The organism is Thiobacillus sp. 65-1402, assembly GCF_001897685.1.
Classification (GTDB): Bacteria; Pseudomonadota; Gammaproteobacteria; order Burkholderiales; family Thiobacillaceae; genus Thiobacillus.
On record NZ_MKUG01000086.1, the window covers coordinates 1 to 26,901 of the forward strand.

27 protein-coding genes are annotated in these 26,901 nt (G+C 64.4%); 1 reads left to right on the forward strand and 26 read right to left on the reverse strand.

Going from position 1 to position 26,901, the window contains the following annotated elements:
* Window position 1 precedes the first annotated feature (1 nt).
* Window positions 2-649: a hypothetical protein gene (locus BGO62_RS07110; RefSeq protein ID WP_296640693.1), complete on the forward strand. Its 648-nt coding sequence runs from the start codon at window positions 2-4 to the stop codon at window positions 647-649.
* 194 nt (window positions 650-843) lie between these two features.
* Here the strand turns inward: BGO62_RS07110 and BGO62_RS07115 are convergent, their stop codons facing one another.
* The 26 genes from BGO62_RS07115 to BGO62_RS07240 form a co-directional block, all read right to left on the reverse strand.
* On the reverse strand, window positions 844-1,734 hold the full coding sequence (locus BGO62_RS07115) for a pseudouridine synthase (RefSeq protein ID WP_296640695.1): 891 nt from the start codon (window positions 1,732-1,734) through the stop codon (window positions 844-846).
* Between the two features lies 1 nt (window position 1,735).
* On the reverse strand, window positions 1,736-2,413 hold the full coding sequence (scpB, locus tag BGO62_RS07120) for an SMC-Scp complex subunit ScpB (protein WP_296640697.1): 678 nt from the start codon (window positions 2,411-2,413) through the stop codon (window positions 1,736-1,738).
* Entirely contained in the window at window positions 2,394-3,221 is an 828-nt protein-coding gene (locus BGO62_RS07125; RefSeq protein ID WP_296640749.1) for a ScpA family protein, read from the reverse strand. The genes scpB and BGO62_RS07125 overlap by 20 nt, the downstream gene beginning before the upstream one ends.
* A 350-nt stretch (window positions 3,222-3,571) precedes the next feature.
* On the reverse strand, window positions 3,572-3,838 hold the full coding sequence (locus BGO62_RS07130; protein WP_296640699.1) for a Txe/YoeB family addiction module toxin: 267 nt from the start codon (window positions 3,836-3,838) through the stop codon (window positions 3,572-3,574).
* Complete coding sequence (locus BGO62_RS07135) at window positions 3,832-4,077, reverse strand: type II toxin-antitoxin system Phd/YefM family antitoxin (protein ID WP_296640700.1); 246 nt, start codon at window positions 4,075-4,077, stop codon at window positions 3,832-3,834. The genes BGO62_RS07130 and BGO62_RS07135 overlap by 7 nt, the downstream gene beginning before the upstream one ends.
* 149 nt (window positions 4,078-4,226) lie before the next feature.
* On the reverse strand, window positions 4,227-6,602 hold the full coding sequence (gene lon, locus BGO62_RS07140) for an endopeptidase La (protein WP_296640701.1): 2,376 nt from the start codon (window positions 6,600-6,602) through the stop codon (window positions 4,227-4,229).
* A 60-nt stretch (window positions 6,603-6,662) separates the two neighbouring features.
* Window positions 6,663-7,439, reverse strand: a complete 777-nt coding sequence (gene motD, locus BGO62_RS07145) for a flagellar motor protein MotD (RefSeq protein WP_296640702.1) — start codon at window positions 7,437-7,439, stop codon at window positions 6,663-6,665.
* A complete protein-coding gene (locus BGO62_RS07150) occupies window positions 7,439-8,176 on the reverse strand; it encodes a flagellar motor protein (RefSeq protein ID WP_296640703.1) in 738 nt (245 codons plus the stop codon). The genes motD and BGO62_RS07150 overlap by 1 nt, the downstream gene beginning before the upstream one ends.
* Window positions 8,158-8,889, reverse strand: coding sequence for an RNA polymerase sigma factor FliA (locus BGO62_RS07155; protein WP_296640704.1), 732 nt, complete (start codon window positions 8,887-8,889; stop codon window positions 8,158-8,160). The genes BGO62_RS07150 and BGO62_RS07155 overlap by 19 nt, the downstream gene beginning before the upstream one ends.
* Window positions 8,890-8,892: 3 nt before the next feature.
* Window positions 8,893-9,771 carry a P-loop NTPase gene (locus tag BGO62_RS07160; RefSeq protein ID WP_296640710.1) on the reverse strand — a complete coding sequence of 293 codons (879 nt, stop codon included), beginning with the start codon at window positions 9,769-9,771 and terminating at the stop codon, window positions 8,893-8,895.
* Window positions 9,764-11,035: a flagellar biosynthesis protein FlhF gene (gene flhF, locus BGO62_RS07165; RefSeq protein ID WP_296640714.1), complete on the reverse strand. Its 1,272-nt coding sequence runs from the start codon at window positions 11,033-11,035 to the stop codon at window positions 9,764-9,766. The genes BGO62_RS07160 and flhF overlap by 8 nt, the downstream gene beginning before the upstream one ends.
* Window positions 11,032-13,113, reverse strand: a complete 2,082-nt coding sequence (flhA, locus tag BGO62_RS07170) for a flagellar biosynthesis protein FlhA (protein WP_296640717.1) — start codon at window positions 13,111-13,113, stop codon at window positions 11,032-11,034. The genes flhF and flhA overlap by 4 nt, the downstream gene beginning before the upstream one ends.
* Window positions 13,110-14,252 (reverse strand): flagellar biosynthesis protein FlhB, encoded by a 1,143-nt coding sequence (flhB, locus tag BGO62_RS07175; RefSeq protein ID WP_296640720.1) that lies wholly within the window; start codon window positions 14,250-14,252, stop codon window positions 13,110-13,112. The genes flhA and flhB overlap by 4 nt, the downstream gene beginning before the upstream one ends.
* Before the next feature lie 148 nt (window positions 14,253-14,400).
* On the reverse strand, window positions 14,401-15,330 hold the full coding sequence (gene motB, locus BGO62_RS07180) for a flagellar motor protein MotB (RefSeq protein WP_296640723.1): 930 nt from the start codon (window positions 15,328-15,330) through the stop codon (window positions 14,401-14,403).
* Between the two features lie 48 nt (window positions 15,331-15,378).
* Window positions 15,379-16,239, reverse strand: coding sequence for a flagellar motor stator protein MotA (gene motA / locus BGO62_RS07185; protein ID WP_296640725.1), 861 nt, complete (start codon window positions 16,237-16,239; stop codon window positions 15,379-15,381).
* Window positions 16,240-16,392: 153 nt separating this feature from the next.
* The gene (locus BGO62_RS07190; protein ID WP_296640726.1) at window positions 16,393-17,151 is read right to left on the reverse strand and encodes a class I SAM-dependent methyltransferase; all 759 of its coding nucleotides are present in this window, start codon (window positions 17,149-17,151) and stop codon (window positions 16,393-16,395) included.
* A 25-nt stretch (window positions 17,152-17,176) separates the two neighbouring features.
* Window positions 17,177-17,731, reverse strand: coding sequence for a flagellar transcriptional regulator FlhC (flhC, locus tag BGO62_RS07195; RefSeq protein ID WP_296640728.1), 555 nt, complete (start codon window positions 17,729-17,731; stop codon window positions 17,177-17,179).
* A 40-nt stretch (window positions 17,732-17,771) separates the two neighbouring features.
* The gene (gene flhD / locus BGO62_RS07200; protein WP_296640729.1) at window positions 17,772-18,089 is read right to left on the reverse strand and encodes a flagellar transcriptional regulator FlhD; all 318 of its coding nucleotides are present in this window, start codon (window positions 18,087-18,089) and stop codon (window positions 17,772-17,774) included.
* A 313-nt stretch (window positions 18,090-18,402) separates the two neighbouring features.
* The gene (locus tag BGO62_RS07205; RefSeq protein WP_296640731.1) at window positions 18,403-19,824 is read right to left on the reverse strand and encodes a mannose-1-phosphate guanylyltransferase/mannose-6-phosphate isomerase; all 1,422 of its coding nucleotides are present in this window, start codon (window positions 19,822-19,824) and stop codon (window positions 18,403-18,405) included.
* Between the two features lie 21 nt (window positions 19,825-19,845).
* Window positions 19,846-20,736 (reverse strand): dTDP-4-dehydrorhamnose reductase, encoded by an 891-nt coding sequence (gene rfbD / locus BGO62_RS07210; RefSeq protein ID WP_296640733.1) that lies wholly within the window; start codon window positions 20,734-20,736, stop codon window positions 19,846-19,848.
* Window positions 20,733-21,275, reverse strand: coding sequence for a dTDP-4-dehydrorhamnose 3,5-epimerase (gene rfbC, locus BGO62_RS07215; protein ID WP_296640735.1), 543 nt, complete (start codon window positions 21,273-21,275; stop codon window positions 20,733-20,735). Before rfbC ends, rfbD begins: the two co-directional genes overlap by 4 nt.
* The gene (rfbA, locus tag BGO62_RS07220) at window positions 21,275-22,159 is read right to left on the reverse strand and encodes a glucose-1-phosphate thymidylyltransferase RfbA (RefSeq protein WP_296640737.1); all 885 of its coding nucleotides are present in this window, start codon (window positions 22,157-22,159) and stop codon (window positions 21,275-21,277) included. The genes rfbC and rfbA overlap by 1 nt, the downstream gene beginning before the upstream one ends.
* Entirely contained in the window at window positions 22,156-23,223 is a 1,068-nt protein-coding gene (gene rfbB / locus BGO62_RS07225) for a dTDP-glucose 4,6-dehydratase (RefSeq protein ID WP_296640738.1), read from the reverse strand. The genes rfbA and rfbB overlap by 4 nt, the downstream gene beginning before the upstream one ends.
* Window positions 23,224-23,230: 7 nt before the next feature.
* Complete coding sequence (locus BGO62_RS07230; RefSeq protein WP_296640740.1) at window positions 23,231-24,082, reverse strand: EpsD family peptidyl-prolyl cis-trans isomerase; 852 nt, start codon at window positions 24,080-24,082, stop codon at window positions 23,231-23,233.
* A 293-nt stretch (window positions 24,083-24,375) separates the two neighbouring features.
* Complete coding sequence (locus BGO62_RS07235) at window positions 24,376-24,936, reverse strand: hypothetical protein (RefSeq protein ID WP_296640744.1); 561 nt, start codon at window positions 24,934-24,936, stop codon at window positions 24,376-24,378.
* Between the two features lie 152 nt (window positions 24,937-25,088).
* A partial coding sequence (locus BGO62_RS07240; RefSeq protein ID WP_296640747.1) for an AAA family ATPase occupies window positions 25,089-26,901 on the reverse strand: 1,813 nt, incomplete at its 5' end.

The following is a 26,901-nucleotide window of genomic DNA, read 5'->3' on the forward strand; positions in this document are numbered from 1 at the left end:
TGTGTTCGTCGCATCCCTGACTTCTTTCTGGACGCAAATGGCAGGGTTCGTGCCGCAGTTGCTGGCAGCCCTGCTGCTGCTGTTCGTCGGCTGGCTGCTGGCCAATCTGGTGCGCACCGGCGTCATGAAACTGCTCGACGTGCTGCGCTTCGACAACCTTGCGGAAAAAACCGGCATCGAAGCCTTCCTCAAGCAGGGCAACCTGGATGTCTCGCTGTCGCGCCTGCTGGCCAAGCTGGCGTACTGGGTCATCATCTTCATCGTCATTGTCACCGTGGCCAACAGTCTCGGCCTGCACATGGTGGCCGACCTGTTCAACAAGATCGTGCTCTACATCCCCAACATCATCGTCGCCATCCTGGTGCTGGTGTTCGGCGTGCTGGTGGCGCGCTTCATCAATCGCCTGGTGTTCGCCTATCTCAACAATATCGGCGTGCAGGGCGCGCTCACCATCAGCACGCTGTCGGAATACGGCGTCATCATCTTCGTGGTGTTCGTGGCGCTGGAACAGCTGGCGATCGGCACCGCGCTGCTCACCGCCGCGTTCCAGATCGGCTTCGGCGCGATCGGCCTGGCGTTTGCCCTGGCGTTCGGCCTCGGCGGCCGCGAATGGGCGGCCGGGGTGATCAAGAAACTGACCGAGAAGTGAATCGAATCCGGACGGGCAAGGCCTGCCCGGATTATTGAGGCGGCCTTTTCCGCGCCGTCATGAGTGGGACGGCTCGTTGAGCCGCCCCGATAGAACGCTGCTTCAAATGCGTATTGGTGGGGCCTCCCGCGCCGCCTCACGCAGTCCTGGCGAGCTGGCCTTCAATGCCGCTCACACTTCATCGGGCCGGATCGTTAACGCATGCGCGGCTTGCGGGTGTGCTTGTCCGGCACGCCGCGGGTTTGCCGGCGCGGACTGGGCGTCATTTCCGCCCATTCCAGCACGCGCGCAACCAGGTCGTCGTCGAGTTCCATCTTCTGCCCGCGGCGCAGTTGCGGCGGCAGTGCGATCGGACCGAAACGGATTCGGGTGAGGCGCGACACCGTCAGGCCGAAATGCTCGAACAGCCGCCGCACCTCGCGCTTGCGGCCTTCCTTGATGATCACGCGATACCAGCGGTTGGCGCCCTCGCCGCCGGCGGCGAAGCAGCTCTGCAGCTGCGCCGGGCCGTCGTCGAGTTCCACCCCTGCCAGCAGCTGCGCGATCATGTCTTCGGTCAGTTCACCCAGCACCCGCACCGCGTACTCGCGCTCGACTTCGAAGCGCGGGTGCATCAGCTTGTTGGCCAGTTCGCCCGAGGTGGTGAAGATCATCAGGCCGTCGGTGTTGTAGTCGAGCCGACCGATGGAAATCCACTTGGCGCCGCGCAGCCTGGGCAACGCGTCGAATACCGTGGCGCGCCCCTTGGGGTCGTCGCGGCTGACGATCTCGCCTTCTGACTTGTGGTAGATCAGGATGCGCGTGCGCTTGTCCTCGAAGCGCAGGTACACGCGGCGGCCGCTGACCTTGACCACGTCGCGCGGCCCGACCTTGCTGCCGATGGTGGCGGTCTCGCCGTTGACTTGCACCCGGCCCTCGGCGATCCACTCCTCCATTTCACGGCGCGAGCCGAGGCCGGCCGAGGCCAGCGCCTTTTGCAGGCGCTCGCTGGAGGCTTCGGGCGCAGTCGCCTGCTGTAGACGGCTCGCGGCGCGCCCCATGGGAGCGGTGGGCGAACGGCGGATAGGGGATGGGCGAGTGGCCATATCAAAGAATCTCGGTAGCAACGCTGACGCGGGCGGTCTCGATCACCGCGCCAAACGTCCGGGGAGCGTCATTGTCCGCCAATTCCGCGCGCAATTCAGGAATCAATGCGGTTTCATCCGGGGTGACCAGATTGCCGAGCTCTTCCAGCGGCGGCAGTTCGGACAGCGTGCGCAGCCCGAGGTCGCTGAGGAAATGCCCGGTGGTGCCGAACAGCGCCGGACGGCCGGGCACGTCGCGATGGCCGATGGCCTCGATCCAGCCGCGTTCCTCCAGCGTCTTGACGATGTTGGGATTGACCGACACGCCGCGGATGTCCTCGATGTCGCCGCGCGTCACCGGCTGCCGGTAGGCGATGATCGCCAGCGTTTCCAGCACCGCGCGCGAGTAGCGCGGCGGCTTCTCGTTCTTCAGCCGCGACAGCCAGGGCTGCATCTCGGCGCGCGTCTGGAAGCGCCAGCCGTCCGCCACCTGGATCAGCTCGACGCCGCGGCCGTGCCACTGCGCGCGGAGTTCGTCAAGCGCGCGGCGCAGCACGTCGCTGGCCAAGTTTTGATTGGATGCCTCCTGCTCGAACATGCGCTTGAGGTCGGCCAGCGTCAGCGGCTCGACCGCCGCCAGCAGCGCGGCTTCCAGCACGACCTTCAGGTCATCGGGATTGTCATTCGGTTGCAGATTCATGCAGCTTCACGTAGATGGGGGCAAACGGCTCGGCCTGCGTCACGTCGAGCAGGGTTTCCTTGGTCAGTTCCAGCACCGCGAGGAAGGTGACCACGAGTTCGTGCACGGTCGAGGCTTCCGGGAACAGGTCCTTGAATTCCATGAACTCGCCCGGCGTCAGCCGCTTCAGGATGCGGCTCATGTGCTCGCGGATCGACAGCTCCTGGTGGCCGATGCGGTGATGGGTGCGGTTCTTCGCGCGCGACAGGATCGCCAGCCAGGCGGCGGCGAGCTCCTCCGGGTGCAGGCTCGGCAGGCGCTTCGCCGCCGCCGGCAGGAACACGCTGACCGTGTCGAAGTCGCGCCCCGCCTGCGGCAGCGCGTCGAGGTGCTGGCCGGCGAGCTTCATCTGCTCGTATTCCAGCAGGCGGCGCACCAGCTCGGCGCGCGGGTCCTCGCCCTCGCCCGCCTCCTCGGCCTGTTCGCGGCGCGGCAGCAGCATGCGCGACTTGATGTCGATCAGCATCGCCGCCATCAAAAGGTATTCCGCCGCCAGTTCCAGCCGGGTGGCGCGCGCGGCTTCCACGTAGGCCATGTACTGCCTGGTCAGCGCCGCCATCGGAATGTCGAGCACGTCAAGGTTCTGGCGGCGGATCAGGTACAAGAGCAGGTCGAGCGGACCCTCGAAGGCTTCGAGGAAGACTTCGAGGGCGTCGGGCGGAATGTAGAGATCCTGCGGCAGCTCGGTCAGCGGCTCGCCGCGCACCTTGATGACGGGCGTGGCAGGCACGGCTTCGGGGGCGGGATCGAGGAGCGCGGCTTCGGTCATGGCGGGCATTTTACCCGAGGGCGGGGGTGGTCGGGCTTGGGCCATCCTGTTCATACTGGCCGCCGATGCTTTGGGCGCGGCGAACCGGCATGGCGAAGGCTTGCGTAATCGCCCAGCAACAGGGCAGCGGCCTCGGGATCAGTCTGCCGCCGGAAATCGTGAACGCTGCCGAGTTGCCTGTCTATCAGAGGGTGCAGGGGTCGGCGCAAGCCGGACAAGTCCGAATCAGCCGTGTGAAAGAAACTGCACTTACGCTTGAACGGCGTCTGGCGCTATGTCGATCCAGAACGAAATCAACTTTGCTCGACCGCAGGCGGCGCCGGCCCATGCATCGATGGCCCGGGCCGCGCCTACTCGTAATGCGACCACATACGAAGCACGCGTACCACCCGCTCCTTTGTGAAGATCTCGTAGACCAGGCGATGTTGAATGTTAATGCGGCGTGAATAGGCGCCGGCAAGATCCCCTACGAGTTTCTCGTAGGGCGGCGGGTTCTGAAACGGGTCTGCTGCGAGGATTGCCAGAAGTTCGAGAGCCCTGGGCTTCAAGCCTGCTGCCGCGATTTTCTTCGCATCCTTCTGCGCGGCTTTCGAATAAATCACCTGCCAAGTCACCATTTAAGCGCCTTGGCGCTATTGCCAAGAGGCTCGGCCATGCCTTCCTTGATGGATTCGCGCATGCCCGGAATCGAGAGCAGGTACAGCGTTTCCTGGATTGCTTCCCAGTCTTCGGTTGACAGGAGAACCGCGCTTGTTCGCTTCCCGGCAATGTGGATGGGTTGATGCGACTCTGCGGCCTGGTCGATGAGACGATAGAGGTTGGCGCGCGCTTCGCTTGCGGTGAGGGTGGTAGCCACGTTCGTCCTCCCGGTTGGGAAAACCCAATGGTACGTATTGACGTACGTCACGTCAACCCGCGTGAAAATATTGTTTCGTAAGACCTGGCCTCGAGCCTGGGCCGCGACGGTTTGATTATCACTAGAAGTTCGCGCAACACTTCCCCCCTTCACCCAAACACCACCTCCGCCACATCCTGATACCGCTTCGCGAAATGCACCGTCATCCCGGCGCGGATGTGGTCCGGCAGCTTGTCGAAGTCGCGCCGGTTGGCTTCGGGCAGGATCAGCTCGCTGATGCCGATGCGGCGGGCGGCGATGACCTTTTCGCGGATGCCGCCGACCGGCAGCACCTGGCCAGTGAGGGTGAGTTCGCCGGTCATGGCGAGGGGGCGCGGCACCTTTTTGTTCTTCGCCAGTGACAAGAGCGCGGTGGCCATGGTGACGCCGGCGCTGGGGCCGTCCTTGGGGGTGGCACCTTCGGGCACGTGCAGGTGCACGAAGCTCTTGTCGAAGAAGGTCTGGTCGGCGCCGTAGGCCTTGAGGTGCGAGGCGACGTAACTGTAGGCGATCTCGGCGGATTCCTTCATCACCTCGCCGAGCTTGCCGGTGAGCTTGAAGCCGCGGTTGAGGGTATGCACACGGGTGGCCTCGACCGGCAGCGTGGCGCCGCCCATCGCGGTCCAGGCGAGGCCGGTGACGACGCCGATGCCGGTGATGGGCTTTTCCTTCGTGAACACCGGCTTGTCGAGGTAGGCCTCGATTTCCTTGACGCCGATCCGGATCGGCGTGGCGGCGCCGCCGAGGATCTTCACCACGGCTTTTCTGGCTACCCGCCCGAGCTGCTTTTCCAGGTTGCGCACGCCGGCTTCGCGTGCATAGCCTTCGATGACGTGGCGGATCGCGCCTTCGCTGATCGTGAGCTGGTTTTTCTTCAGCCCTGCCCGCTCCAGCACGCGCGGCCACAGGTGGTGCCGGGCGATCGCGACTTTCTCCTCGGTGATGTAGCCCGACAGGCGGATGACTTCCATGCGGTCGAGCAGCGCCGATGGAATCGAATAATCGTTGGCGGTGCAGATGAACAGAGCCTTGGACAGATCGAAGCGCACGTCGAGATAATGGTCGAGGAAGTCGGCGTTCTGCTCGGGGTCGAGCACCTCCAGCAAGGCGGATGCCGGGTCGCCCTGGTAGCTGGCGCCGATCTTGTCGATCTCGTCCAGCATGATGACCGGGTTGGCCGATTCCACCTCTTTCAGCGCCTGCACGAACTTGCCCGGCATGGCGCCGATGTAGGTGCGGCGGTGGCCCTTGATCTCCGCCTCGTCGCGCATGCCGCCAACCGAGAAACGGTAGAACTTGCGCCCCAGCGCCTCGGCGACGGACTTGCCGATCGAGGTCTTGCCGACGCCCGGCGGGCCGATCAAGAGCAGGATCGAACCCGCCATCTCGCCGCGCATCGCGCCGACGGCGAGGAATTCGATGATGCGGTCCTTGACGTCGTCCAGGCCGTCGTGGTCGCGGTCGAGGATGCGGCGCGCGCGCTCGAGGTCGATCTTGTCCTGGGTGTGCACGCCCCACGGCAGCACGGTCAGCCAGTCGAGGTAGTTGCGGGTGACGGTGTATTCCGGCGAACCGGTTTCCAGCAGCGACAGCTTGTGCATTTCCTCGTCGATGCGCTTTTTTGCCTGCTCCGGCAGCGTCAGCCTGGCGAGCCGTTCGTTGAAGGTGTCGAGCTCGGCGGTCTTGTCGTCCTTGGCCAGGCCCAGCTCCTTCTGGATCGCTCTCAACTGCTGGCGCAGGAAGAATTCGCGCTGCTGCTCGCTCATCTTCTCGTCCACTTTCTCGCGGATGTCGGATTGCAGCCGCGCCACGTCGAGTTCCTTCTTCAGCAGCACCAGCACCTTTTCCATGCGCTTTTTCAGGCCGAAGGCTTCCAGCACGTCCTGCAGTTCCTGCTTCGACGCGGTGGTCAGGCTGGCGGCGAAGTCGGTCAGCTGGGAGGGTTCGTTGGGGCCGAAGCGGTTGAGGAAGAACTTGAGTTCCTCGGAATACAGCGGATTGAGCGGCAGCAGCTCCTTGATGGTGTTGATGATGGCGATGGAATAGGCGCGGATTTCCTCGGAATCCGGCTTGCCGGTCTCGTTCGGGTAGTCGACCCTGACCTTGTAGGGCGCGGTATCCGACAGCCATTCGACGATGCGGAAACGCCGCACCCCCTCGGCGATGAACTGCATCTTGCCGTCGGAACGCACCGGATGGTGGATGCGCACCACCGTGCCGACGCTGCGGAAATCCGCCCGCTTCACGTCGTCGGTATTGTCGGGCTTGACCACCACCAGCCCCACCATGTGGTGCGCGGTTTCGCCGATGGCCTCCACCGTCGACAGCCACGGCGCCTCGTTCATCAGCAGCGGCAGGGTCTGCGCCGGGAAAAACGGCTTTTCGGTCAGCGGCAGCAGGTACAGCTCGGGCGGCAGCGCCGGGGCGGTCGGCAACTGCCTGTCGTCGGAAATGATTTCACCTTCCAGCGCGGGGTCATTGGGCATGATCTGGGCTTCTTAATCCGGTCTACGGGAGTAAGAAGTATCGGGCCTATCCGTCCGTTTTCAAGGGCGGGGCTGATTGGGCCGTACCGGGATTTCCTCGACCGTATCCGGCAGGCCGGACAGGATCATCAGCTCGACCCGGCGGTTGCGCGCACGCCCTTCGGCGGTATCGTTGGGGGCAATCGGCTGGCTGGCCTCGCGCCCGATGGCCGACAGGCGCGCCGGGGCGATGCCGTTGTCGGCCAGCAGGCGCACCACGCTGGTGGCGCGCACCGCAGACAATTCCCAGTTGGAGGCAAAAACCGGGTTGCTGATCGGCATGACGTCGGTATGGCCGGTGATTTCCAGCTTGAACGGCTCGTTCCGCAGGCGCTCCGCCACCGCACGCAATACCGCCAGCGATTTCGCCTCGAGTTCGGCACGGCCGGGGGCAAACAGCACGTTGGCATTGATTTCGATGCTGACGCCGCGGCGGCTCTGGGTCACCCGCACCTTGCCCTCCTTCACCAGCGGCGCCATCACGTCGAGCAGGCCGCTCGCCACCTCGGTCATGTGCGCCTGTTCCTCGACCGCCTGCTGCTGTTTCAGGGTGCGTTGCCTGACTTCCGCAGGCAATGCCTGCTTGGTCGGTTGCGGAACCGGCGTCTCGCTTGCCGGCGCCTTGCCGAACGCATCGCCGAGCGAGCCGGCCAGGACGCGCAATTTGTTCTCGTTGACCGCCGAGATCGCGTACATCACCACGAAGAAGGCAAACAGCAGGGTAATGAAGTCGGCATACGAAATCAGCCAGCGGTCGTGATTGTCGTGGTCGGAGACGATGCGCCGCCGTCTGCGCATTACAAATATCCTTTGAGGCGCGCCTCGATGATGCGCGGATTGTCGCCCTGGGCAATGCCGATAAGACCGTCGCAAACGATTTCGCGCTCGGCGACCCGGCGGGCGATGGTGAACTTGATCTTGTTGGCGATCGGCAAAAACACCAGGTTGGCGAGGCCGACGCCGTAGATGGTGGCGACGAAGGCGACCGCGATGCCCGCCCCCAGCTTGCCGGGATCGGACAAGTTTTCCATGACATGGATCAGACCTATCACCGCGCCCAGGATGCCGAGGGTGGGCGCATAGCCGCCCGCCGCTTCCCATACCCGCGCGGCCTGCCTCTCGGCCGTCTCGAAGCCGACGATCTGGACGTCGAGCGTGTCGCGCAGCTTGGCCGCATCGGCGCCGTCGATCAGCAATTGCAGCCCGGTTTTCTGGAACGGATCGCGCGTCATGTTGAGGTATTTTTCCAGCGCCAGCACACCGTCCTGACGCGCGGTGTGCGACCACTGGACGATGCGGCGGATCAGCGCCTCGGCCTCCGATCCGGGCGGCCGGAAAGCCCACTTCGCCATGCGCACACCCTTCATGAAAACCGGCAGCGGGTAATGCAGCAGCACCGCAGCCAGGGTTCCGATCACCACGATGACGAAAGCGGCCGGCTGCAGGAACAGGCCGATCTGCCCGCCTTCCATCGCCTGGCCGCCGAGAATGGCGGCAACCGCCAGCACCAGCCCGATCAGACTGCCGCGATCCATGCGTCTTCCTTCAGCTTGGTGCGCAGCCGCGCGATGGCCTGGCCGTGCAGCTGGCAGATGCGGGATTCGCTGACGCCGAACACTTCGCTGATCTCGCGCAGATTGAGTTCCTGTTCGTAATACAGCGACATCAGCAGCTGTTCGCGTTCGGGCAGGTTTTCGATGCCGGCGATGATGCAGGCGCGCAGATTGGCGTCGAGCAGCTGCGGCAGCGGCATGCTGGTCTCGTGCGCCGACTGCTTGTCGAGGAAGGAATCGTCTTCGTCGGATTCGCCGAAATCCTCGAAATACAGCAGCTGATGGCCGCGCGCGTCGCCCAGCATGGCCTGGTATTCGGCCAGCGGGATTTTCATCGACGCGGCGATTTCGGTTTCGCTGGGCTGCCGCCCCAGCTGGTGCTGCAAGGCGCCGATGGCCTGTTCGATCTTGCGCATCGACTGCCGCGCGCTGCGCGGCAGCCAGTCGGACTGGCGCAATTCGTCGATCATCGAGCCGCGGATGCGCTGGATGGCGTAGGCTTCGAACTGCGCGCTCTGCGCCTCGTCGTAGCGGCTGACGGCGTCGAGCAGGCCGATCATGCCGGCCTGCACCAGGTCGTCCTCCTCCACGCTGGGCGGCAGCCGGCCCATCATGTGATGCGCCAGCCGTTTGACCATGGGCATGTATTGCGTCAGCAGGTCGCTCTTTTCGCTTTTGCCTGTTGCGGTGTACATGCCCTACCTCCTACAGGCTTCCATCATGCGGCTGCCCTGGATCACGCGCTGCATGAACCCGCCGACATTGCCCAGGCCAGCCTGCTGCGGCCAGCGCAGCAGGCCATCGGCCAGTTTGCGGAACTGCGAGGTGGACTGGGCGACGGGAAAGGCGTCCACCACGGAAGTACGCAGGTGGCCGGCGCGGCTCAAACGCTCGTCCAGCGGGATATAGCCGAGGTAATCAACCGATACCCCCAGATAGCGCTCGGCAGTTTGGGCGAAATTGCGCGCCACCGCCTGCGCCTGCTCCGGCGATTCCATGCGGTTGAGCAGCAGGCGGAACTGGCGCTTGCCGAAATTGTGCGCCAGCCGTTTGACCAGGGTATAGCCCTGGGTGATCGCCGTGTTGCCGGGCGGCAGCACCACCATGATTTCGGAAGCGGCAAGCCCCAGCGGCAAGGCATCCGGGTCGGTGGCCTCTTCCATGTCCACCAGCACCACATCGACGCCGCATTGCAGGCGGTTGAAGCTCTGCGCCAGCCATTCCTGATCGCGTTCGGACAGCTGCCCCAGCCGGTTGAAGCAGCCGCCGATCGGCAGCACCTGCACGTTGTCGGGGCCGTCGAGTATCAGCGCATCCAGGGTGCAGCGTCTTTCGAGCACGTCCGACACGTCGAAGCGCGGCGTCAGCCCGAGGGCGGCGCAGGCACCGTGGCCGTGCCGATCCTGGTCGACGATGAGCACGTCGCGCCCGGAGCGGGCCAATGCCACCGCCAGATTGGCGGTGGCGGCGGTCTTGCCCGCCCCCTTCTGCCCCGACATCACGGTAATGACCTGAAACCCGGTCTGCCCCAGCAGGCGGCGCAGCCCGGCGGCCTGATCGCTGACGAACTTATCCAAGGGACACCGCGCTTTCGCGATGCGCCGCCTGGCTGCCGGACAGCGCGAAGGCCAGCTCGCTGTCGTCCAGCTGCCACGGCGAGGCTTGCGTGCGCGCCTTGAAGGCGCGGTGAATGAGGTACTGGCGATTGGCCAGGTGCAGGTCTTCGGGCACGCGCTGGCCGGTCGCCAGATAGTGCACGCTCAACTGGTGACGGATCGCGCAGTCGAGCGCCGGGCCGAGGCTTGCCGCCTCGTCGATCTTCGACAGGATGCAGCCGTCCAGCCCGCGCGTGCGGTAGGCCTGCACCACTTCGTTCAGGGTGTCGCCGTGGCTGGTGGCGTTCAGCAGCAGCAGGCGCTTGATCGGCTTGCCGGCCTGGCACAGCATCTCGACCTGCTCGGCGACGGCCTGGTCGCGCTGGCTCATGCCGACGGTATCGATCAGCACCGTATGCTTGTTGCGCAGTTCGGACAGCGCCAGCCGCAGGTCGGCCGCATCGCGCACCGCGTGCACCGCGACGCCAAGGATCTTGCCGTAGATGCGCAGCTGTTCGTGGCCGCCGATCCGGTAGCTGTCGGTGGTCAGCAGGGCCAGCTTGTCGGCGCCGTGGCGCACCACGAAACGGGCGGCGAGCTTGGCGGTGGTGGTGGTCTTGCCGGCACCGGTGGGGCCCATCAGGGCGAACACGCCGCCGCCGTCGAGCATGTCGGTTTCGCTCTGCATCACCTGCAGGCGCTTCATCAAGGTGTTTTTCGCCCAGCCCAGCGCCTGCTCCACATCGCCTTTCGGCAGGGTTTCCAGCAGCTCGCGCGCCAGCGCGGCGGAAAAACCGGCCGCCAGCATGTCGCGCATCACAGCGGCGCCGGCCGGATCGCGCCCCGGCAGATCGCGCCAGGCCAGATCGGCCAGCTGGCTTTCCAGCCGCATCTGCATCGCTTTGATTTCGCCGCGGATTTCACCTACCACGCTTTGCGCCAGCTGGGCGCTGTCCTCGCTGGGCACGGCGACCCGCTCGACCAGCCGGCGTTTGATGGTAACTGCGGGCGCCGGCTCGGTTTCGTCCTGCACGTCCGCTAGCGGTGCCTTGGCAGGAGCGGCAATTGCGGGCGCCTCCACCACGGGCGGCGCCATCGAAGCGATGTCTTCCGCCGCCAGGGCCAGCACTTCCACCCCGCCCTCGACGGCGCGATTGGCAAGGATGATCGCGTCGGGACCGAGCGCATCGCGCAGCTGGCGCATGGCTTCACGGGATGTTTTGGCGACGATTCGTTTGACGTTCATGCTGCTCCTCCTACCAGGGAAGTCACTTTGATCTGCTTGCCTTCGGGCACTTCAGCGTGCGAAAGCACTTTGAGCTGCGGCACGGTGCGCCGCAGGAAACGTGCGAGTAGCGGACGCAGCACGGCGGGCGTCAGCAATACCGGGGGATGGCCCAGCGCTTCCTGCCGCTGCGTCGAGGTCTGGGTACGCTCCAGCAGGGTGTCGGCCAGGCCCGGCTCCATGCCGGCGGCATCGTGGCCCGCCTGCAGCGTCTGCAGCAGCAGCCGCTCGAGGCCATGGTCCAGTGCGATCACCGGCAGTTCGCTGGCCGAGCCGTAAATCTGCTGCACGATCGAGCGGCCCAGCGCCACCCGCACCAGGGCGGTGAGTTCGTGCGGATCCTGCACCCGTGCGGCGTGTTCCAGCAGGGTGTCGATGATGCTGCGCATGTCGCGGATCGCCACGCCTTCGGTGAGCAGGGTCTGCAGCACTTTCTGCACGGTGGAGAGCGGCAGCATTTTCGGCACCAGGTCTTCCACCAGCTTGGGCGCGCTCTTGCCCAGGTGATCGAGCAGCGCCTGCGTTTCCTGCCGCCCCAGCAGTTCGGCAGCATGCTGGGTCACCAGATGATTCAGGTGGGTGGCGACCACGGTGCCGGGGTCGACCACGGTGTAGCCCATCGCCTGCGCCTGCTCGCGCAGGCCGGATTCGATCCACACCGCCGGCAGGTCGAAGGCGGGATCGCGCGTGGCGATGCCCGGCAGGCTGGCGGTGATGTTGCCCGGGTCGATGGCGAGGAACAGCCCGGTGCGCACCTCTCCGGAGCCGATCTCGACGCCTTTCAGGGTGATGCGGTAGCTGTTCGGATTGATTTCCAGATTGTCGCGGATATGCACGGCAGGCGGCAGAAAGCCGATCTCTCTGGCGAACTTCTTGCGGATACCCTTGATGCGGCGCACCAGCTCGCCGTCGGTGGCGCTGTCCACCAGCGGAATCAGGCGATAGCCCACTTCCAGGCCCAGGGTGTCGATGGGCGCGACGTCTTCCCAGCTGGCTTCCTGGCTTTCGACCGCGGCGACGGGCGCGGCCTGCGCCTCCGCCGGCGCTTCCTGCTGTTGCGGCTTGCCGTTCCGGTAGGCCAGCCAGACCAGGCCGCCCGCCAGCAGCAGGAAGGCGAAGTTCGGCATGCCCGGAATCAAGCCCATCAGGCCAAGAATCGCGGCGGTGATATAGAGCGCCTGCCGCTTGCTGAAAACGTTGGACAGCATCTGGCCGGCGATGTCTTCCTCGGTGCTGACGCGGCTGACGATGATGCCGGCGGCGATCGAGATGACCAGCGCCGGAATCTGCGCCACCAGGCCGTCGCCGATCGCCAGCAGGGTGTAGTTGCTGGCGGCGTCGGCCATCGCCATGTCGTGCTGCATCACGCCGATGATGAGGCCGCCGACGACGTTGATGATCAGGATCAGGATGCCGGCGATGGCGTCGCCGCGCACGAATTTCGAGGCGCCGTCCATCGAGCCGTAGAAGTCGGCTTCCTGGGCGATTTCGGCACGGCGCCGGCGCGCCTCGTTTTCGTCGATGAGGCCGGCGTTGAGGTCGGCGTCGATCGCCATCTGCTTGCCCGGCATCGCGTCGAGGGTGAAGCGCGCGCTGACTTCGGCAATGCGGCCGGCGCCCTTGGTGATGACGATGAAGTTGATCACCACCAGGATGACGAACACGATGATGCCGACCGTGTAATTGCCGCCGACCAGGAAATGGCCGAAGGCTTCGATCACCTTGCCCGCAGCGTCCGGTCCGGTATGGCCGTCCAGCAGCACCACGCGGGTGGACGCGACGTTGAGCGAGAGGCGCAGCAGCGTGGACAGCAGCAGCACCGTGGGGAACGCGGCGAATTCGAGCGCCTTCTTGGTCGACAGGCTGACCAGCAGCACCATGATGGAAAGCGCAATGTTGAAGGTGAACAGCATGTCCAGCGCAAACGGCGGCAGCGGCAGCACCAGCATCGCCAGAATGAGGACGATGAAAATCGGTGCCGCCATTGCGCGCGCATTGGCCGGGTTGAAGATATTCGAAAGACTCAGGGTGCCGTTCATACGGATGCGTTCAACGGATCGAGTTCAGGGGGAACCGGCAAGGCGGTCGGGGCGTTGGGATACACCCCGCCCGCCTGCCGGAAATGACGCAGCTGGAACACGTAGGCCAGCACTTCGGCCACTGCCGCATAGAGCGTGGCCGGAATCTCGTCGCCGAGTTCGGTATGGCGGAACAGCGCGCGCGCCAGCGGCGGCGCTTCCAGCAGCGGCACCTTGTGCTCGGCCGCCAGTTCGCGGATTTTCGCGGCGACCGCATCGGCCCCCTTGGCCACCACGCGCGGCGCGCGCATCTTGCCTTCGCTGTACTTGAGCGCCACGGCGTAATGGGTCGGGTTGGTCACCACCACGTCGGCGCTGGGGATTTCGGCCATCATGCGGCGGCGCGCCACTTCGCGCTGCTGGGCGCGGATGCGCGCCTTGACGTGCGGATCGCCCTCCGATTCCTTGCTTTCCTGGCGCAGCTGCTCCTTGGTCATCTTGAGCTTGTTGTAGTAGCTCCACAGCTGATACGGTAGATCCAGCACGACGATGAAAATCATCGCGCCCGAAGCCAGCAGGAACACCTTGCCGATGAGGTCGCCCATGTGCTGGATGGCGAGGGGCGGCGACTCCAGGCTGAGCGAAACGAGCGCGTCGAGATTGGACCAGATCAGCCACACGGCGACCCCTCCCAGCAAGCCGACCTTGGCCAGCGATTTGACCAGTTCGACCAGGCCCTGGCTGGAAAACATGCGCTTGATGCCCGACAGCGGATTCAGGCGCTTGAAATCCGGGGCGAATGCCTTGGTGCTGAACAGCCAGCCGCGCAGCAGCAGCGGCGAAGCCAGGGCGGCGATCAGCACCAGCGCCAGGAAAGGCGCCAGCGCCAGCGCGGCATCGAAAAACTGGCTGGATAGCTGCGCCATGACGTACGCGCTATCGCGGGCGACGGCCGGCTGGAACTGCAGGCCGCCGCGCATGATCTGCGACATGGCCTGGCCGAGGCCGCTGGCCATCATCCACAGCGCCGCACCGCCGGTCATCAGGACGACGAACGTGGCCAGCTCGCGCGATTGCGGCACCTGGCCATCTTCGCGCGCCTTCTCCAGCCGCTGTGGCGACGGGGCTTCTGTCCGTTCCTGATCGCTTTCTTCAGCCATCCCTGATTTCACCTGTGAAGGGGGCCTTGCCGTCCGCGAAGCGGAGGCAGGCTTTCTTAGGCTGGATTATTGGCCACGCCCGGCGCGGGCGATCGGGGGAATAAGGGTGGATTTGACCTGCTATTTCGCGCCAAGCGGCGCGCGGCGATCAGTTTTCGGCGTTGGCCCTGCCCACTTCTTCGCGCACGCCGGCTTCGTCCGCCACGTTGACGCCGCTGGCTTCTTTGGTGATGGCATCCTCGGTGCGCTTGTTCATCACGATGATGCTGATGCGGCGGTTGATCGGATCGTGAGGCCCCGCCTGGTTGAACGGCACGGACGATGCCAGCCCGACCACGCGCAGCATCTTCGCTTCGTCCATGCCGCCGGCGATCAGCTCGCGCCGCGAGGCGTTGGCACGGTCGGCCGACAACTCCCAGTTGCTGTAGCCGCGCGCGCCGTTGGCATACAGCATGGCATCGGTGTGGCCCGACAGGCTGATGCGGTTCTGCACATCGTTCAGCACTTGGCCGATCTCGTGCAGGATGATCTTGGTGTAGGGCTGCAGTTCGGCGCTGGCCAGGTTGAACATGGGCCGGTTCTGCTCGTCGACGATCTGGATGCGCAGGCCTTCGCTGGTGATGTCGATCAGCAGCTGCCGCTTGAACTGCCGCAGGGTGGGATTGGCGTCGATCGCCGTCTCGAGGCGTTTCTTCAGCTGCTTGAGCTTGGCGGTCTCGATACGCTCGAGTTCGGCCTGTGCCGCCTTCAGGTTGTAGGATTTCTTTTCGGCCTGGGTATCGCCTTTTTTCACCTGGCCCAGTTGCCGCGTCATATCGAGGCCGCCGCCCTTGATGACGCTGGAGCTGTCGCCGCTGCCGGAGCCCCCTTGCATCGCCACCTTGAGCGGCGTCTTGAAATATTCCGCGATCCCTTCCAGGTCGCCCTTGGTGGTCGAACCCAGCAGCCACATCAGCAGGAAGAAGGCCATCATCGCCGTGACGAAGTCGGCATAGGCGATTTTCCACGCCCCGCCGTGGCGGCCGCCTCTGACCTTGCGGATGCGCTTGATGACGATGGGCGTTTTCTGTTCGCTCATGGATGTATGGGTATGAGGTGACGGCGTCCCGGCCCGGCGGCGGGGAAATCAGCGCGACCGCGCGCCTCTCACATGTTCTTCCAGTTCGCTGAAGGAGGGACGCTCGGTCGAGAACAGCACCTTGCGCCCGAATTCGACCGCGATGGCCGGCGCGTAGCCGTTGATGCTGGCAAGCAGGGTGACCTTGATACATTGCAGCATCTTGGTCGATTCGTGCAGCTTTTGCTCAAGCAGGCTCGCGAGCGGCCCGACAAACCCGTAAGCCAGCAGGATGCCGAGGAAGGTGCCGACCAGCGCGTGCGCAATCAGGATCCCCAGTTCCGCCGGCGGCAGGCCGACCGACTCCATCGTGTGCACCACCCCCATCACCGCCGCGATGATGCCGAAGGCCGGCAGGCCGTCGCCTATCTTGGCGATGACATGGGAAGGGATCTCGCCCTCGTGGTGATGGGTTTCGATTTCATTGTCCATCAGGTTTTCGATTTCGAAGGCATTCATGCTGCCGCTCACCATCAGGCGCAGATAATCGGTGAGGAATTCGACGATGTGGTGATCGGCCATCACCGCCGGATATTTCGCGAACAGCGGGCTGTTCTCGGGCGAGTCGACATCGGACTCCACCGACATCAGCCCTTCCTTGCGGATCTTGGTCAGCAGTTCGTACAGCAGCGCCATGATGTCCATGTAGAGCGCACGGGTATATTTCGATCCCTTGAATGCGGTGGGCAAGGCCTTCAGGGTGGCCTTGATGGCCTTGCCGTTGTTGCCGACGAAGAAGGCGCCCGCCGCGCCGCCCCCGATCATCAGGAGTTCGACTGGCTGGAACAGCGCCGCCAGGTGTCCGCCCGCCAGCGCGAAGCCACCGAAGATACTCAACAAGACGACAATATATCCAACGATGACTAGCACGACCTTGTATTCCTTTTGGCGGGGACATGGAGCGGCAGCTGTCCCGACCACCCCAATGTTTCAGCATTCGAAGCAAGCGCTCTCAACAGAAGGATTCGACCGGCGCGGCGGAAACTTGATGGCTCGGCGACAGTATTTCCGTGTAGCGACGCCTCACATCCGCCACGCATACAAGGTGTGCCGTGTGCCTTCCGCCAGCGTTACGACGCGATCCGGCGGCTGCGCGTCCACCGTGAACGACAGGCTGACGAACAGGCTGCCGCTGCGCATCTGGGAGCGGGCCTGCCGCCACAACCCGGGCATGGCAGCGGGCGAAAGAAAAGCAAACACGACATCGAAGTCCGCCAGGCTGAGTTGGGCGTAATCGCGCCGCATAAAGCGCACCCGGCTGCCTGTCAGCCAGGCGCGCAAACGGCTGACGAGCCAGGGAGCGGGGGCAAGTTCGGTGCCATAAAAACGGCCGAGCGGAAAGCGGCTTTCCAGATAACACGGCACGCCGCCAAATCCGCTGCCAAGATCGATGAAGCGGAGCGGCTGCGCCTGCGGCAACAGCGACGCCAGCGCCTGTCTGGCTTTGCGGCTGGACAGGTACAGCGGCACCCGGGTGCGGAAGCTGCTCCAGTAAAACGCGAGCAGCAGCAGGAAAGCGGCCAGATAGAGCCAAGCCGGCGCATCGATCCGCTGGGCCAGCAGGACCGCGGGCAGGAAAGCGAAATGCAGCGGCGGCCACCAGGCCGGCTGCCGCCAAATGATGCTGAGGCCGGCAGCGATGGCCCCTTGTGCCAGGGCGAATTGCCACAGCGCGGGCTGGAATGGAAAAGCGGTTTGCGGCAGGGTGTGCGGCAGCATCGCCAGCAGCACGGCGATGCACTGGATGACGAGCGACTGAAGGCTGACTGGCAGGCGCGTCATCACCGGACTTCGGGGAGGGAATCCGTCAGGCGGCGGCGCTCAGTTCGGCTCTGGCCTCAGCTTTGGCCTTGCGGGTTTTTCCGGCGCGGGCCGGCATGTTGCAGAGGCCGCACACGTACTGGCTGTGCAGGTCGTCCGGATGCACCACAAAGTGGCCGCCGCAGTCGCTGCAGACGGCCGTATCGAGCATGCGGCTTTCGAAGAAACGGTTCAGGGTCCAGGCGCGGGTGAAGCTCAGCACGGCTTCGATCTGGTTGGTGTGGAGATATTCCTGATACAGGCGGTAGCTCTTGAGCACCGCTTCGATGCCGCTGCAATCGCTGTTCTTGGTGAGATAGCGATGAATGTTGATGAACATCGAAGAGTGCACGTTGGGCAGCCAGGTCAGGAACCAGTCGGTCGAAAACGGCAGCATGCCCTTGGGCGGCGAGACGCCTTTGACTTCCTTGTACAGTTTGAGCAGGCGCTCGCGCGACAGCGAGGTTTCGGACTCCAGCACCTGCGGGCGGGCACCGAGCTCGATCAATTCGATCGCCAGTTGAGTATCGCGCATCTCGGTCAACAGACTTTTCTTGCTCATGGCCCCTCCCCTTGCTGGTTTTATTTCTTGCGATGCAGAATCAGGCGAACGCTTCCACAGCCTGGCCCGCCATCAGAATGGCGGCATGGGATTGCGCCAGCGCACGATCCTTGGTGTAGCTGGTCAGCATGTTCAGCACCACGCCGTCGTCGAAGCGGAAACGCGACACCAGCATGCCGGAAGCGGCCAGCTTGAGGATTTGCGCGGGGGTCAGCGCCTCGATCAGGTCGGCAACGTCCTGGCTGATGCCCAGGCGAAAAACGGCGGTCGCCTTGTCGTGCCGGATCATGTTTTGCGCGAGCATCAGGTAGTTGAGATTGACATCGCGCATCTCGTCCAGCATTTCGTCCAGTTTCATTTGCTTGCCCTTCTTCGTTGAATTTTTTTTCGAATTCACACTTAAGTCAGCGTGGTGAATTCGTTTTCGGACGCCCCCGTGGAAAGTTAACGTAGAGATGCGCTGTATTGAAGGACGGAATCTGGGCGGATTTTCATGTAGGCGTTTGTCCTACATCCGCGGCGGGCAGCGCGGTGACCGGGCCATCCCAGGCCGAAGACCGTCCCGCCGGTCGGTAAATCAACAGGAATTCCATAAACAACAAAGGGTTGCGGCAGGATGCCGCATGGGTCGCGCAGCCGGCAAACCCGGGCGTGAAAAGCCGGTCGCAGCCTCAACTGCGCTTGTAAACATCCTCGAAGCGCACGATGTCGTCTTCCCCCAGGTAAGAGCCCGACTGCACCTCGATCATGTGCAGGTCGACCTTGCCGGGGTTCTCCAGGCGGTGCGTGGTGCCGAGCGGAATATAGGTGGACTGGTTCTCGGTCAGCAGCATGGTCGCCTCGCCGCAGGTGACGCTGGCGGTGCCGGACACCACGATCCAGTGCTCGGCGCGGTGGTGGTGCATCTGCAGGCTGAGCTTCTCGCCCGGCTTGACCATGATGCGCTTGACCTGGAAACGCTCGCCCTCGTCGATGCCTTCGTACCACCCCCAGGGCCTGTGGACCTGCTTGTGGATCAGATGCTCGCAGCGCTTTTCGGCTTTCAGGCGGTCAACCAGTTTCTTCACGTCCTGCACCTGGTCCTTGTTCGCCACCAGCACCACGTCGGCGGTTTCCACCACCACCAGGTCGGATACGCCGAGCAGCGCCACCATGCGCGTTTCGGCGCGGACGAAGTTGTTGCAGGCGTTTTCCAGCATGACGTCGCCGCGGGCGGCATTGCCCTGCGCATCCTTGTCCGCCACTTCCCATAATGCCGACCAGGCGCCGATGTCGTTCCATGCCATGTCCGCCGGCACCACGGCGGCGCGGCGGGTATGCTCCATCACCGCGTAGTCGACCGATTCCGACGGGCAGGCCTCGAAGGCGGCGGGGTCGAGCCGAACGAAATCGAGATCCAGCGTGGCGGCATCGAGCGCGGCACGGCTGGCCTCCAGAATGCCCGGGCGCAAGGCCTGCAGCTCGTCGAGGAAATCCGCCGCCCGGAACAGGAACATGCCGCTGTTCCAGAAATAATCGCCTGACCCGACGTACTGCTGCGCGGTGGCGAGGTCGGGTTTTTCGACGAAGCCCGCCACCTGGTACGCGCCAGCGCAGCCCGGCAGCGGCGCACCCTTGCGGATGTAGCCGTAGCCGGTTTCGGGGGTCGCCGCGACGATGCCGAAGGTAGCCAGATGGCCTTTTCCTGCCGCTTCGGCGGCAGTGCGGATGGCGGCATGAAAGGCCGCGACGTCGCCGATCAGGTGGTCGGCCGGCAGCACCAGCATCAGCGCGTCGGGGTTGTCGCGCGACAGCATCAGCGCAGCCACAGCGATGGCCGGCGCGGTGTTGCGTCCCGCCGGCTCCAGCACGATGGCATGCGGCGCGGTGTCGATCTGGCGCATCTGCTCGGCAATCATGAAGCGATGCTCGACGTTGCACACCATCAGCGGTGCCGCCATTTCCGGCATGTCCGCCAGACGGCTGACAGTGTCCTGCAGCAGGCTGCGATCGCTGGCGAGCGGCAGCAGTTGCTTGGGCAGGGCCGCGCGGGACAAGGGCCACAGGCGCGTGCCGGAGCCGCCGGAAAGGATCACGGGATGGATGGTGGTCATATCGTGTGCTCTGCTAAAAAGTCATGTCGTCGATTGAGGCAAATTCCGTTCCAGGCACAGGGCGAGCGCGCTTTCCCAAGCGGGCAGCCGCACCCCGAAAGTCGCTGCCAGCTTGCCGCAATCCAGCTGCGAGTTGGCCGGGCGCACGGCTGGCGTGGGATAGCCGCAACCCGGGATCGCCGTGAGGCGGGCAAGCTTTCCATCCGTAGCGGCCAGCTGCGCCAGGATGGCTGCGGTGAAGCCGTGCCAGCTGGTGCGGCCGCCGCAGCTCAGATGATATATCCCGGACGTTGCAGCTCGATCGGGCCGGTCCAGCCAGCGCGCAATTGTCAAAGCGCAGGCTTCGGCGATCAGGCGCGACCAGGTCGGCGCGCCGAACTGGTCGTCGACCACCGTCAGGACGTCGCGCTCGTGCGCCAGCCGCTGCATGGTGAGCAGGAAGTTGCGGCCGCGCAGGCCGTAGACCCAGCTGGTGCGCAGGATCAGATGCGGGGTGCCGCTACGCTGCACCGCCTGCTCGCCCGCCAGCTTGCTCGCGCCATACACGCCCAGTGGATTCGGCGCGTCCGCTTCCGTATAGGCAACGGGTTTGCGGCCGTCAAACACGTAGTCGGTGGAAAAATGCACCAGCGGAATGCCGCGCGCAGCGGCCGCCTGCGCCAATTCGCCCGGTGCGTCGGCGTTGACGGCATACGCCAGACCGGGCTCGGATTCGGCCTTGTCGACCGCTGTGTAGGCCGCCGGGTTGACGATCAGATCCGGCGCGATCGCCGCCACCGTGCGGCGGATGCTTGCCGTATCGGCGAGGTCAAGGAGGCTGCGGCCGGCAGCGACCACCTCGCCCAGCGGCGCCAGCGTGCGCTGCAATTCCCAGCCCACCTGGCCGTTGACGCCGGTGAGCAGGATTCTCACGCAAACACCTCGCACTCGGCGAGCGGCAAGCCGGCCTGGTCCTTGGCGGACAACAGCGGTTCGCCCTGCAGCGGCCAGGCGATGTCGAGGGCCGGATCGTTCCACAGCAGGCTGCGCTCGAACTGCGGCGCGTAGTAGTCGGTGGTCTTGTAGAGAAATTCGGCGTGCTCGGACAGCACCAGAAAACCGTGCGCGAACCCCGGCGGAATCCACGCCATGTCGTGCGTTTCGGCCGACAGGCGGAAGCTGGCGACGGATCCGAAATGCGGCGAGCTGCGGCGCAGGTCGACCGCCACGTCGAACACCTCGCCCGCCACCACGCGCACCAGCTTGCCCTGCGGCTGGCGGATCTGGTAATGCAGCCCACGCAGCACGCCTTTTGCCGAACGCGAGTGGTTGTCCTGCACGAACTCGGCGCCGATGCCGAGTTCGGCAAAGGCCTTGCGGTTATAGCTTTCGAAGAAAAATCCACGCGTGTCGCCGAACACCCTGGGACGCAGCAGCAGCACATCGGGATGCCGGGTGGCAATGACCTGCATCAGAACACCCGGTCGTTCAGCACGCCGATCAGATAACGCCCGTAATCGTTTTTCAGCAGCGGCTGCGCCAGCGCCTGCAGTTGCGCGGCGTCGATGAAGCCCTGGCGGTAGGCGATTTCTTCCGGGCAGGCGATCTTCAGCCCCTGGCGCTTCTCGATGGTCTGGATGTAGAGCGCTGCCTCGATCAGCGAATCGTGGGTGCCGGTGTCGAGCCAGGCCTGGCCGCGTCCCATTACCTGCACGTCGAGTTCGCCCCAGTCGAGATACTGGCGGTTGACGTCGGTGATTTCCAGCTCGCCGCGCGGCGAAGGCTTCAGCGCACGCGCGACGTCGATCACCCGATTGTCGTAAAAATACAGGCCGGTGACGGCGTAGCGCGATTTCGGCCGGGCGGGTTTTTCCTCCAGGCTGACCGCATGCCCGGCAGCGTCGAACTCGACCACCCCGTAGCGCTCGGGGTCTTGCACCGGATAGGCGAACACGGTGGCGCCGTGCGCGCGCTGCCCCGCCGCCCGCAAATCCTGGCTCAGTTCGTGGCCGTAGAAGAGGTTGTCGCCCAGAACCAGGGCGCTGGGATCGTTGCCGATGAAATCGCTGCCGATGAGGAAGGCCTGCGCCAGTCCCTCGGGTGCGGCCTGCACGGCATACCGGATGTTGAGCCCCCATTTCGCGCCGTCGCCCAGCAACTGCTCGAAGCGCGGCGTGTCCTGCGGGGTGGAAATCAGCAGAATGTCGCGGATCCCTGCCAGCATCAGCGTGGTCAGCGGGTAGTACACCATGGGCTTATCGTAGACCGGCAGCAGCTGCTTGGATACCGCCTGCGTGATCGGGTAAAGACGGGTGCCGGAACCGCCGGCGAGGATGATGCCCTTGCGTGTGCTCATGCCGGATTATCTGCGTAGTTTCTGGAAACCCAGTTGCGGTATTCGCCGCTGGTGACGTGGGCCACCCAGTTCTGGTTGTCCAGGTACCAGGCCACCGTCTTCCTGATCCCGCTCTCGAAGGTTTCGCTCGGCATCCAGCCGAGCTCGTGCTCGATCTTGCAGGCGTCGATCGCGTAGCGCCGGTCGTGGCCGGGCCGATCCTTGACGAACGTAATCAGGCTGACATGGGGGATGACGGGTGAATCGGGATGCAATGCATCGAGCATCGCGCACAGGGTATTCACCACCTCGAGATTGGTTTTCTCGTTGCAGCCGCCGATGTTGTAGGTCTCTCCCACCCTGCCTGCTTCCAGCACCCGTCGGATCGCGCTGCAGTGGTCGCCGACATACAGCCAGTCGCGGACATTGCTGCCGTCGCCGTAGATCGGCAGCGGCTTGCCCGCCAGCGCGTTGTGGATGATCAGCGGAATGAGCTTTTCCGGAAACTGCAGCGGCCCGTAATTGTTCGAGCAGTTGGTGGTCAGCACCGGCAGGCCATAGGTGTGGTGATAGGCGCGCACCAGATGATCCGATGCCGCCTTCGACGCCGAATACGGGCTGTTCGGCGCATACGGCGTGGTTTCGGAAAACGCCGGATCGGCTGCGCCGAGCGAGCCGTACACCTCGTCGGTCGACACATGCAGAAAACGGAATGCCGCCTGTTCGTCCGCGGGAAGCTGCGACCAATGCGCGCGCACCGATTCCAGCAACTGGAAGGTGCCGACCACATTGGTCTGGATGAACTCCGCGGGACCGTGGATGGAGCGGTCGACATGGCTTTCGGCTGCGAAATTGATGATCGCGCGGGGCCGGTATTGCTGTAGCAGCGCATCAACGACCGCTCGGTCACCGATGTCACCCTGGACGAAGACATGCCGCGCATCCTCCTGCAGGGACCGCAGATTTTCCGGATTGCCCGCGTAGGTCAGCTTGTCGAGATTGACGACGGGCTCGTTTCCCGCCGCCAGCCAGTCAATGACGAAATTGGCGCCGATGAACCCCGCGCCGCCGGTGACCAGAATCATGCCGGGCTCAGGGCTTGCCGGTTTGCGGAGCCGGCGCGAAACCAGTGGCGTATTGGATTTTTCCGCTGGCGCGCAGTTTTTTGATTTCGGCTTCCAGCAGGGTTTTGCGTTTCTCGCCCAGCACGACGCGCCCGATTGCGGCCCTGGCCTGCTCCAGCGTTACGGGCTGCGCCTGGCTGCCCTGCAATTGCAGCACGCTGACACGATTCCCCCCCAGCGGCACCACCACCACCTGGCCGTCCTTCATGTTGATCAGCTGCGCCAGCATGGGGGCGGAAATCTGTTCCGCCGGCTTGACCGCCACGCCTGTCTTGCCGTCGATTCCCTGCGCACGCAGCCAGTCGGCAAACTCGGCCAGCGTGCGGCTCTGCTTGAGTTGCGCCTCGACCTCGGCAACACGCGCCGGCGCCAGCTGCAGCTCCAGTTCCTGGACGCGGTAGACCTTGCGCTGCGCGAACAATTCGGGATGCCGGTCGTAATAATCCTGGATTTCCGTGTCGGCAGGCTGGGCCATGTCCTTGAACAGGCGTTCCATGTACGCCTCGACCAGCACCTGACGCTGCGCCTGCTGCATTGCCAGGACAACCTCGGGAGCCTGGTCCAGCCTGGCTTCCTTGGCTGCGTGGCTGACCAGGTGCTGATCGATCAGGGCTTCCAGTACCCTGCCGCGCGCCTGAGCGGATTCGGCCGCATCAAGCTTGCCCAGACGGGCCACTGCACGCTCCAGCTCGACCGCACTGATTGCGTCGCCGCCTACCGTTGCCGCGATGCCATCCTTGGCGGTCGTGGCCGGCTGTTCGCAGGCGACCAACGACAAGGCTGCAACGGCCACGAGAAAGGATGTGCGGTGGATTTTCATTGACGCTCCGGTCACTCAGACGAATCGCCGGTATGGTGCGGGATTCCGCTGCGTTCGGCAAGTTCGCCGGGCGGGAGCTAAAGAAAAAACGATCGACGCCGTTATTCAGAATCACTACCTCAGCTTGAAACCCTATGCCGCTGGCGCAAGCCGTTTGTTGGCCTATATTCAGACTGTGTAGAATTCCTGGTAAAGGGTTTGTCCCTAGGCGCTCCTCCTCCTGCCACACTAGGTTTTTTCGCGGCGCCTCGGGCGCCGCTTTTGTTTTACGGCCCCCGCGACTGGCGGATCGTCTAGCGGCTCGGCTCTTCGGCAAACGCCCTCACCCCGGCCGATGCACGCGCCTGACTGAGCGCTTCGGCCGCCCTCTCCTTGGTCGTCCGCAGCCTGGCTGCCTGCTCCTCTTTCGAGGATTGCGCCGCCAGAGCGAGTTGCTCCTCGCGTTTGGCCCGCTCCGCCTGCTGCCGCTTCGCGTGCAACGCCTCCTGGCGCTCGCGTTCGGCTTGCTCAGTCCGCGCCGCCGCCTCCAGGCGGGTTCGCGCCTGCGCGGCCTCGACGGCTTGTCGATGTTTGCTTTCCCTGATCGCCTGCTGGCGCGCCTGCTCCGCCTCTCGCTTGCGCTCCGCTTCCTCTTGCGCCTTCTGGGCATCGAGGCGGGCACGTGCCTCCTTGATGTCGGCGCGGATCTGCGCCCCGGTCTGACGGATGCGCTCGCCTATCGCCGCCAGATCGTCGGCGGAAACGGCCGGGGTTTCGGACACAGTCTTGCCACGTTCCGTGTCGGCAGCCTGGGCGCAGACTGACAGCAGCATGGCTAGCGTGGCGGCGGCACGCGATGCGTAGTGGGCGTTCATGAATTTCCTTCCGTCTCGGCAAACAGACCGCAGGCGCGCTTTGCCCGGTACGCCCATCTTCATCTCATGAAGATGGGCGTACCGCCAGCAGCCCAATAGCGCCTGCCGCTAGGATGGTTTACGGCCACGCATGCACGAAGCTTTACAGGAAATTACGCCGCTACGGCCTCTTCAAACTCCAGGCTGACCTTTCCGCTGGCGTCCAGATCGATCGTCACCCGCCCGCCGTGGGCCAGCCTGCCGAACAGCAGCTCATCGGCCAGCGCCTTGCGGATGGTGTCCTGGATCAGGCGCGCCATCGGCCGCGCACCCATCAGCGGGTCGAAGCCGTGCTTGGCGAGATAGGCCTTCAGCGCGTCGGTGAATACCGCCTCGACCTTCTTCTCGTGCAGTTGCTCCTCCAGCTGCATCAGGAACTTGTCGACGACCTGCAGGATGACCGGCTCGGTCAGCGGCGCAAACGGAATGATCGCATCCAGCCGGTTACGGAATTCCGGCGTGAACATGCGGCGGATTTCGCCCATCTCGTCGCCGCTTGCGCGCGCACCGGAGAACCCGATCGTTGATTTGTTGAGCATTTCCGCACCCGCATTGGTGGTCATGATGAGCACCACATTGCGGAAATCGGCCTTGCGCCCGTTGGTGTCGGTCAGTGTGCCGTGATCCATCACCTGCAACAGCACGTTGAAGATATCCGGATGGGCTTTTTCAACTTCATCCAGCAAAACAACGGCATAGGGATGCTTGTTGACCGCTTCGGTCAACAAGCCGCCTTGATCGAAACCGACATAGCCGGGCGGCGCACCGATCAGCCGCGACACCGCATGGCGTTCCATGTACTCCGACATGTCGAAACGGATCAACTCGACCCCCAGCACATACGCGAGCTGGCGCGCGACCTCGGTCTTGCCGACCCCGGTTGGGCCGGAAAACAGGAAGTTTCCGATCGGTTTCTGCGGATTGCCGAGGCCGCTGCGCGACATCTTGATTGCCGTCGCCAGCGCATCGATCGCGGCCTCCTGTCCATACACCACGGCTTTCAGGTCGCGATCCAGCGTCTTCAGCGAGTTCTTGTCGTCGGACGACACGGTCTTGGGCGGAATGCGCGCGATCTTGGCGATGATGTCCTCGATCTCGCGCGGCGTGATGACGCGCTTCTGCTTCGATTTCGGCAGGATGCGCTGCGCCGCGCCCGCCTCGTCGATGACGTCGATCGCCTTGTCCGGCAGATGGCGGTCGTTGATGTAGCGTGCTGCCAGTTGCGCCGCCGTGGTCAGCGCCGCCGCCGTGTACTTGACGCCATGGTGATCCTCGAAGCGTGACTTCAGGCCACGCAGGATCGCCACGGTTTCGTTGACCGAGGGTTCCGGCACGTCGATCTTCTGGAAGCGCCGCGACAATGCGTGATCTTTCTCGAAAATGCCGCGGTATTCCGTGTACGTGGTGGCGCCGATGCAGCGCAGCTGGCCCGACGACAAGGCCGGTTTCAGCAGGTTGGAGGCATCGAGCGTTCCGCCCGATGCCGCCCCGGCACCGATCAGGGTGTGAATTTCGTCGATGAACAGGATGGCACTGGGGTTGTCGGACAGCTGCTTCAGCACGCCTTTCAGACGCTGCTCGAAGTCGCCACGATATTTGGTGCCAGCCAGCAAGGCGCCCATATCCAGGGCGTACACCGTGCTTTGCCCGAGAATTTCAGGCACCGAGCCTTCAATGATGCGGCGCGCCAGGCCTTCGGCAATCGCCGTTTTGCCCCCCCCCGCCTCGCCTACCAGCAAGGGATTGTTCTTGCGCCGGCGGCACAGGGTCTGGATCACGCGTTCCAGCTCCTGGTCGCGCCCGATCAGGGGATCGATCTTGCCGGCCAATGCCTGCGCATTCAGGTTCTGCGCAAAACTGTCGAGCGGCGAAGCCGCCGGAGCCTCGGCATTGGTTTCCACTGCCTCGTCGGGACGTGCCGGCTCG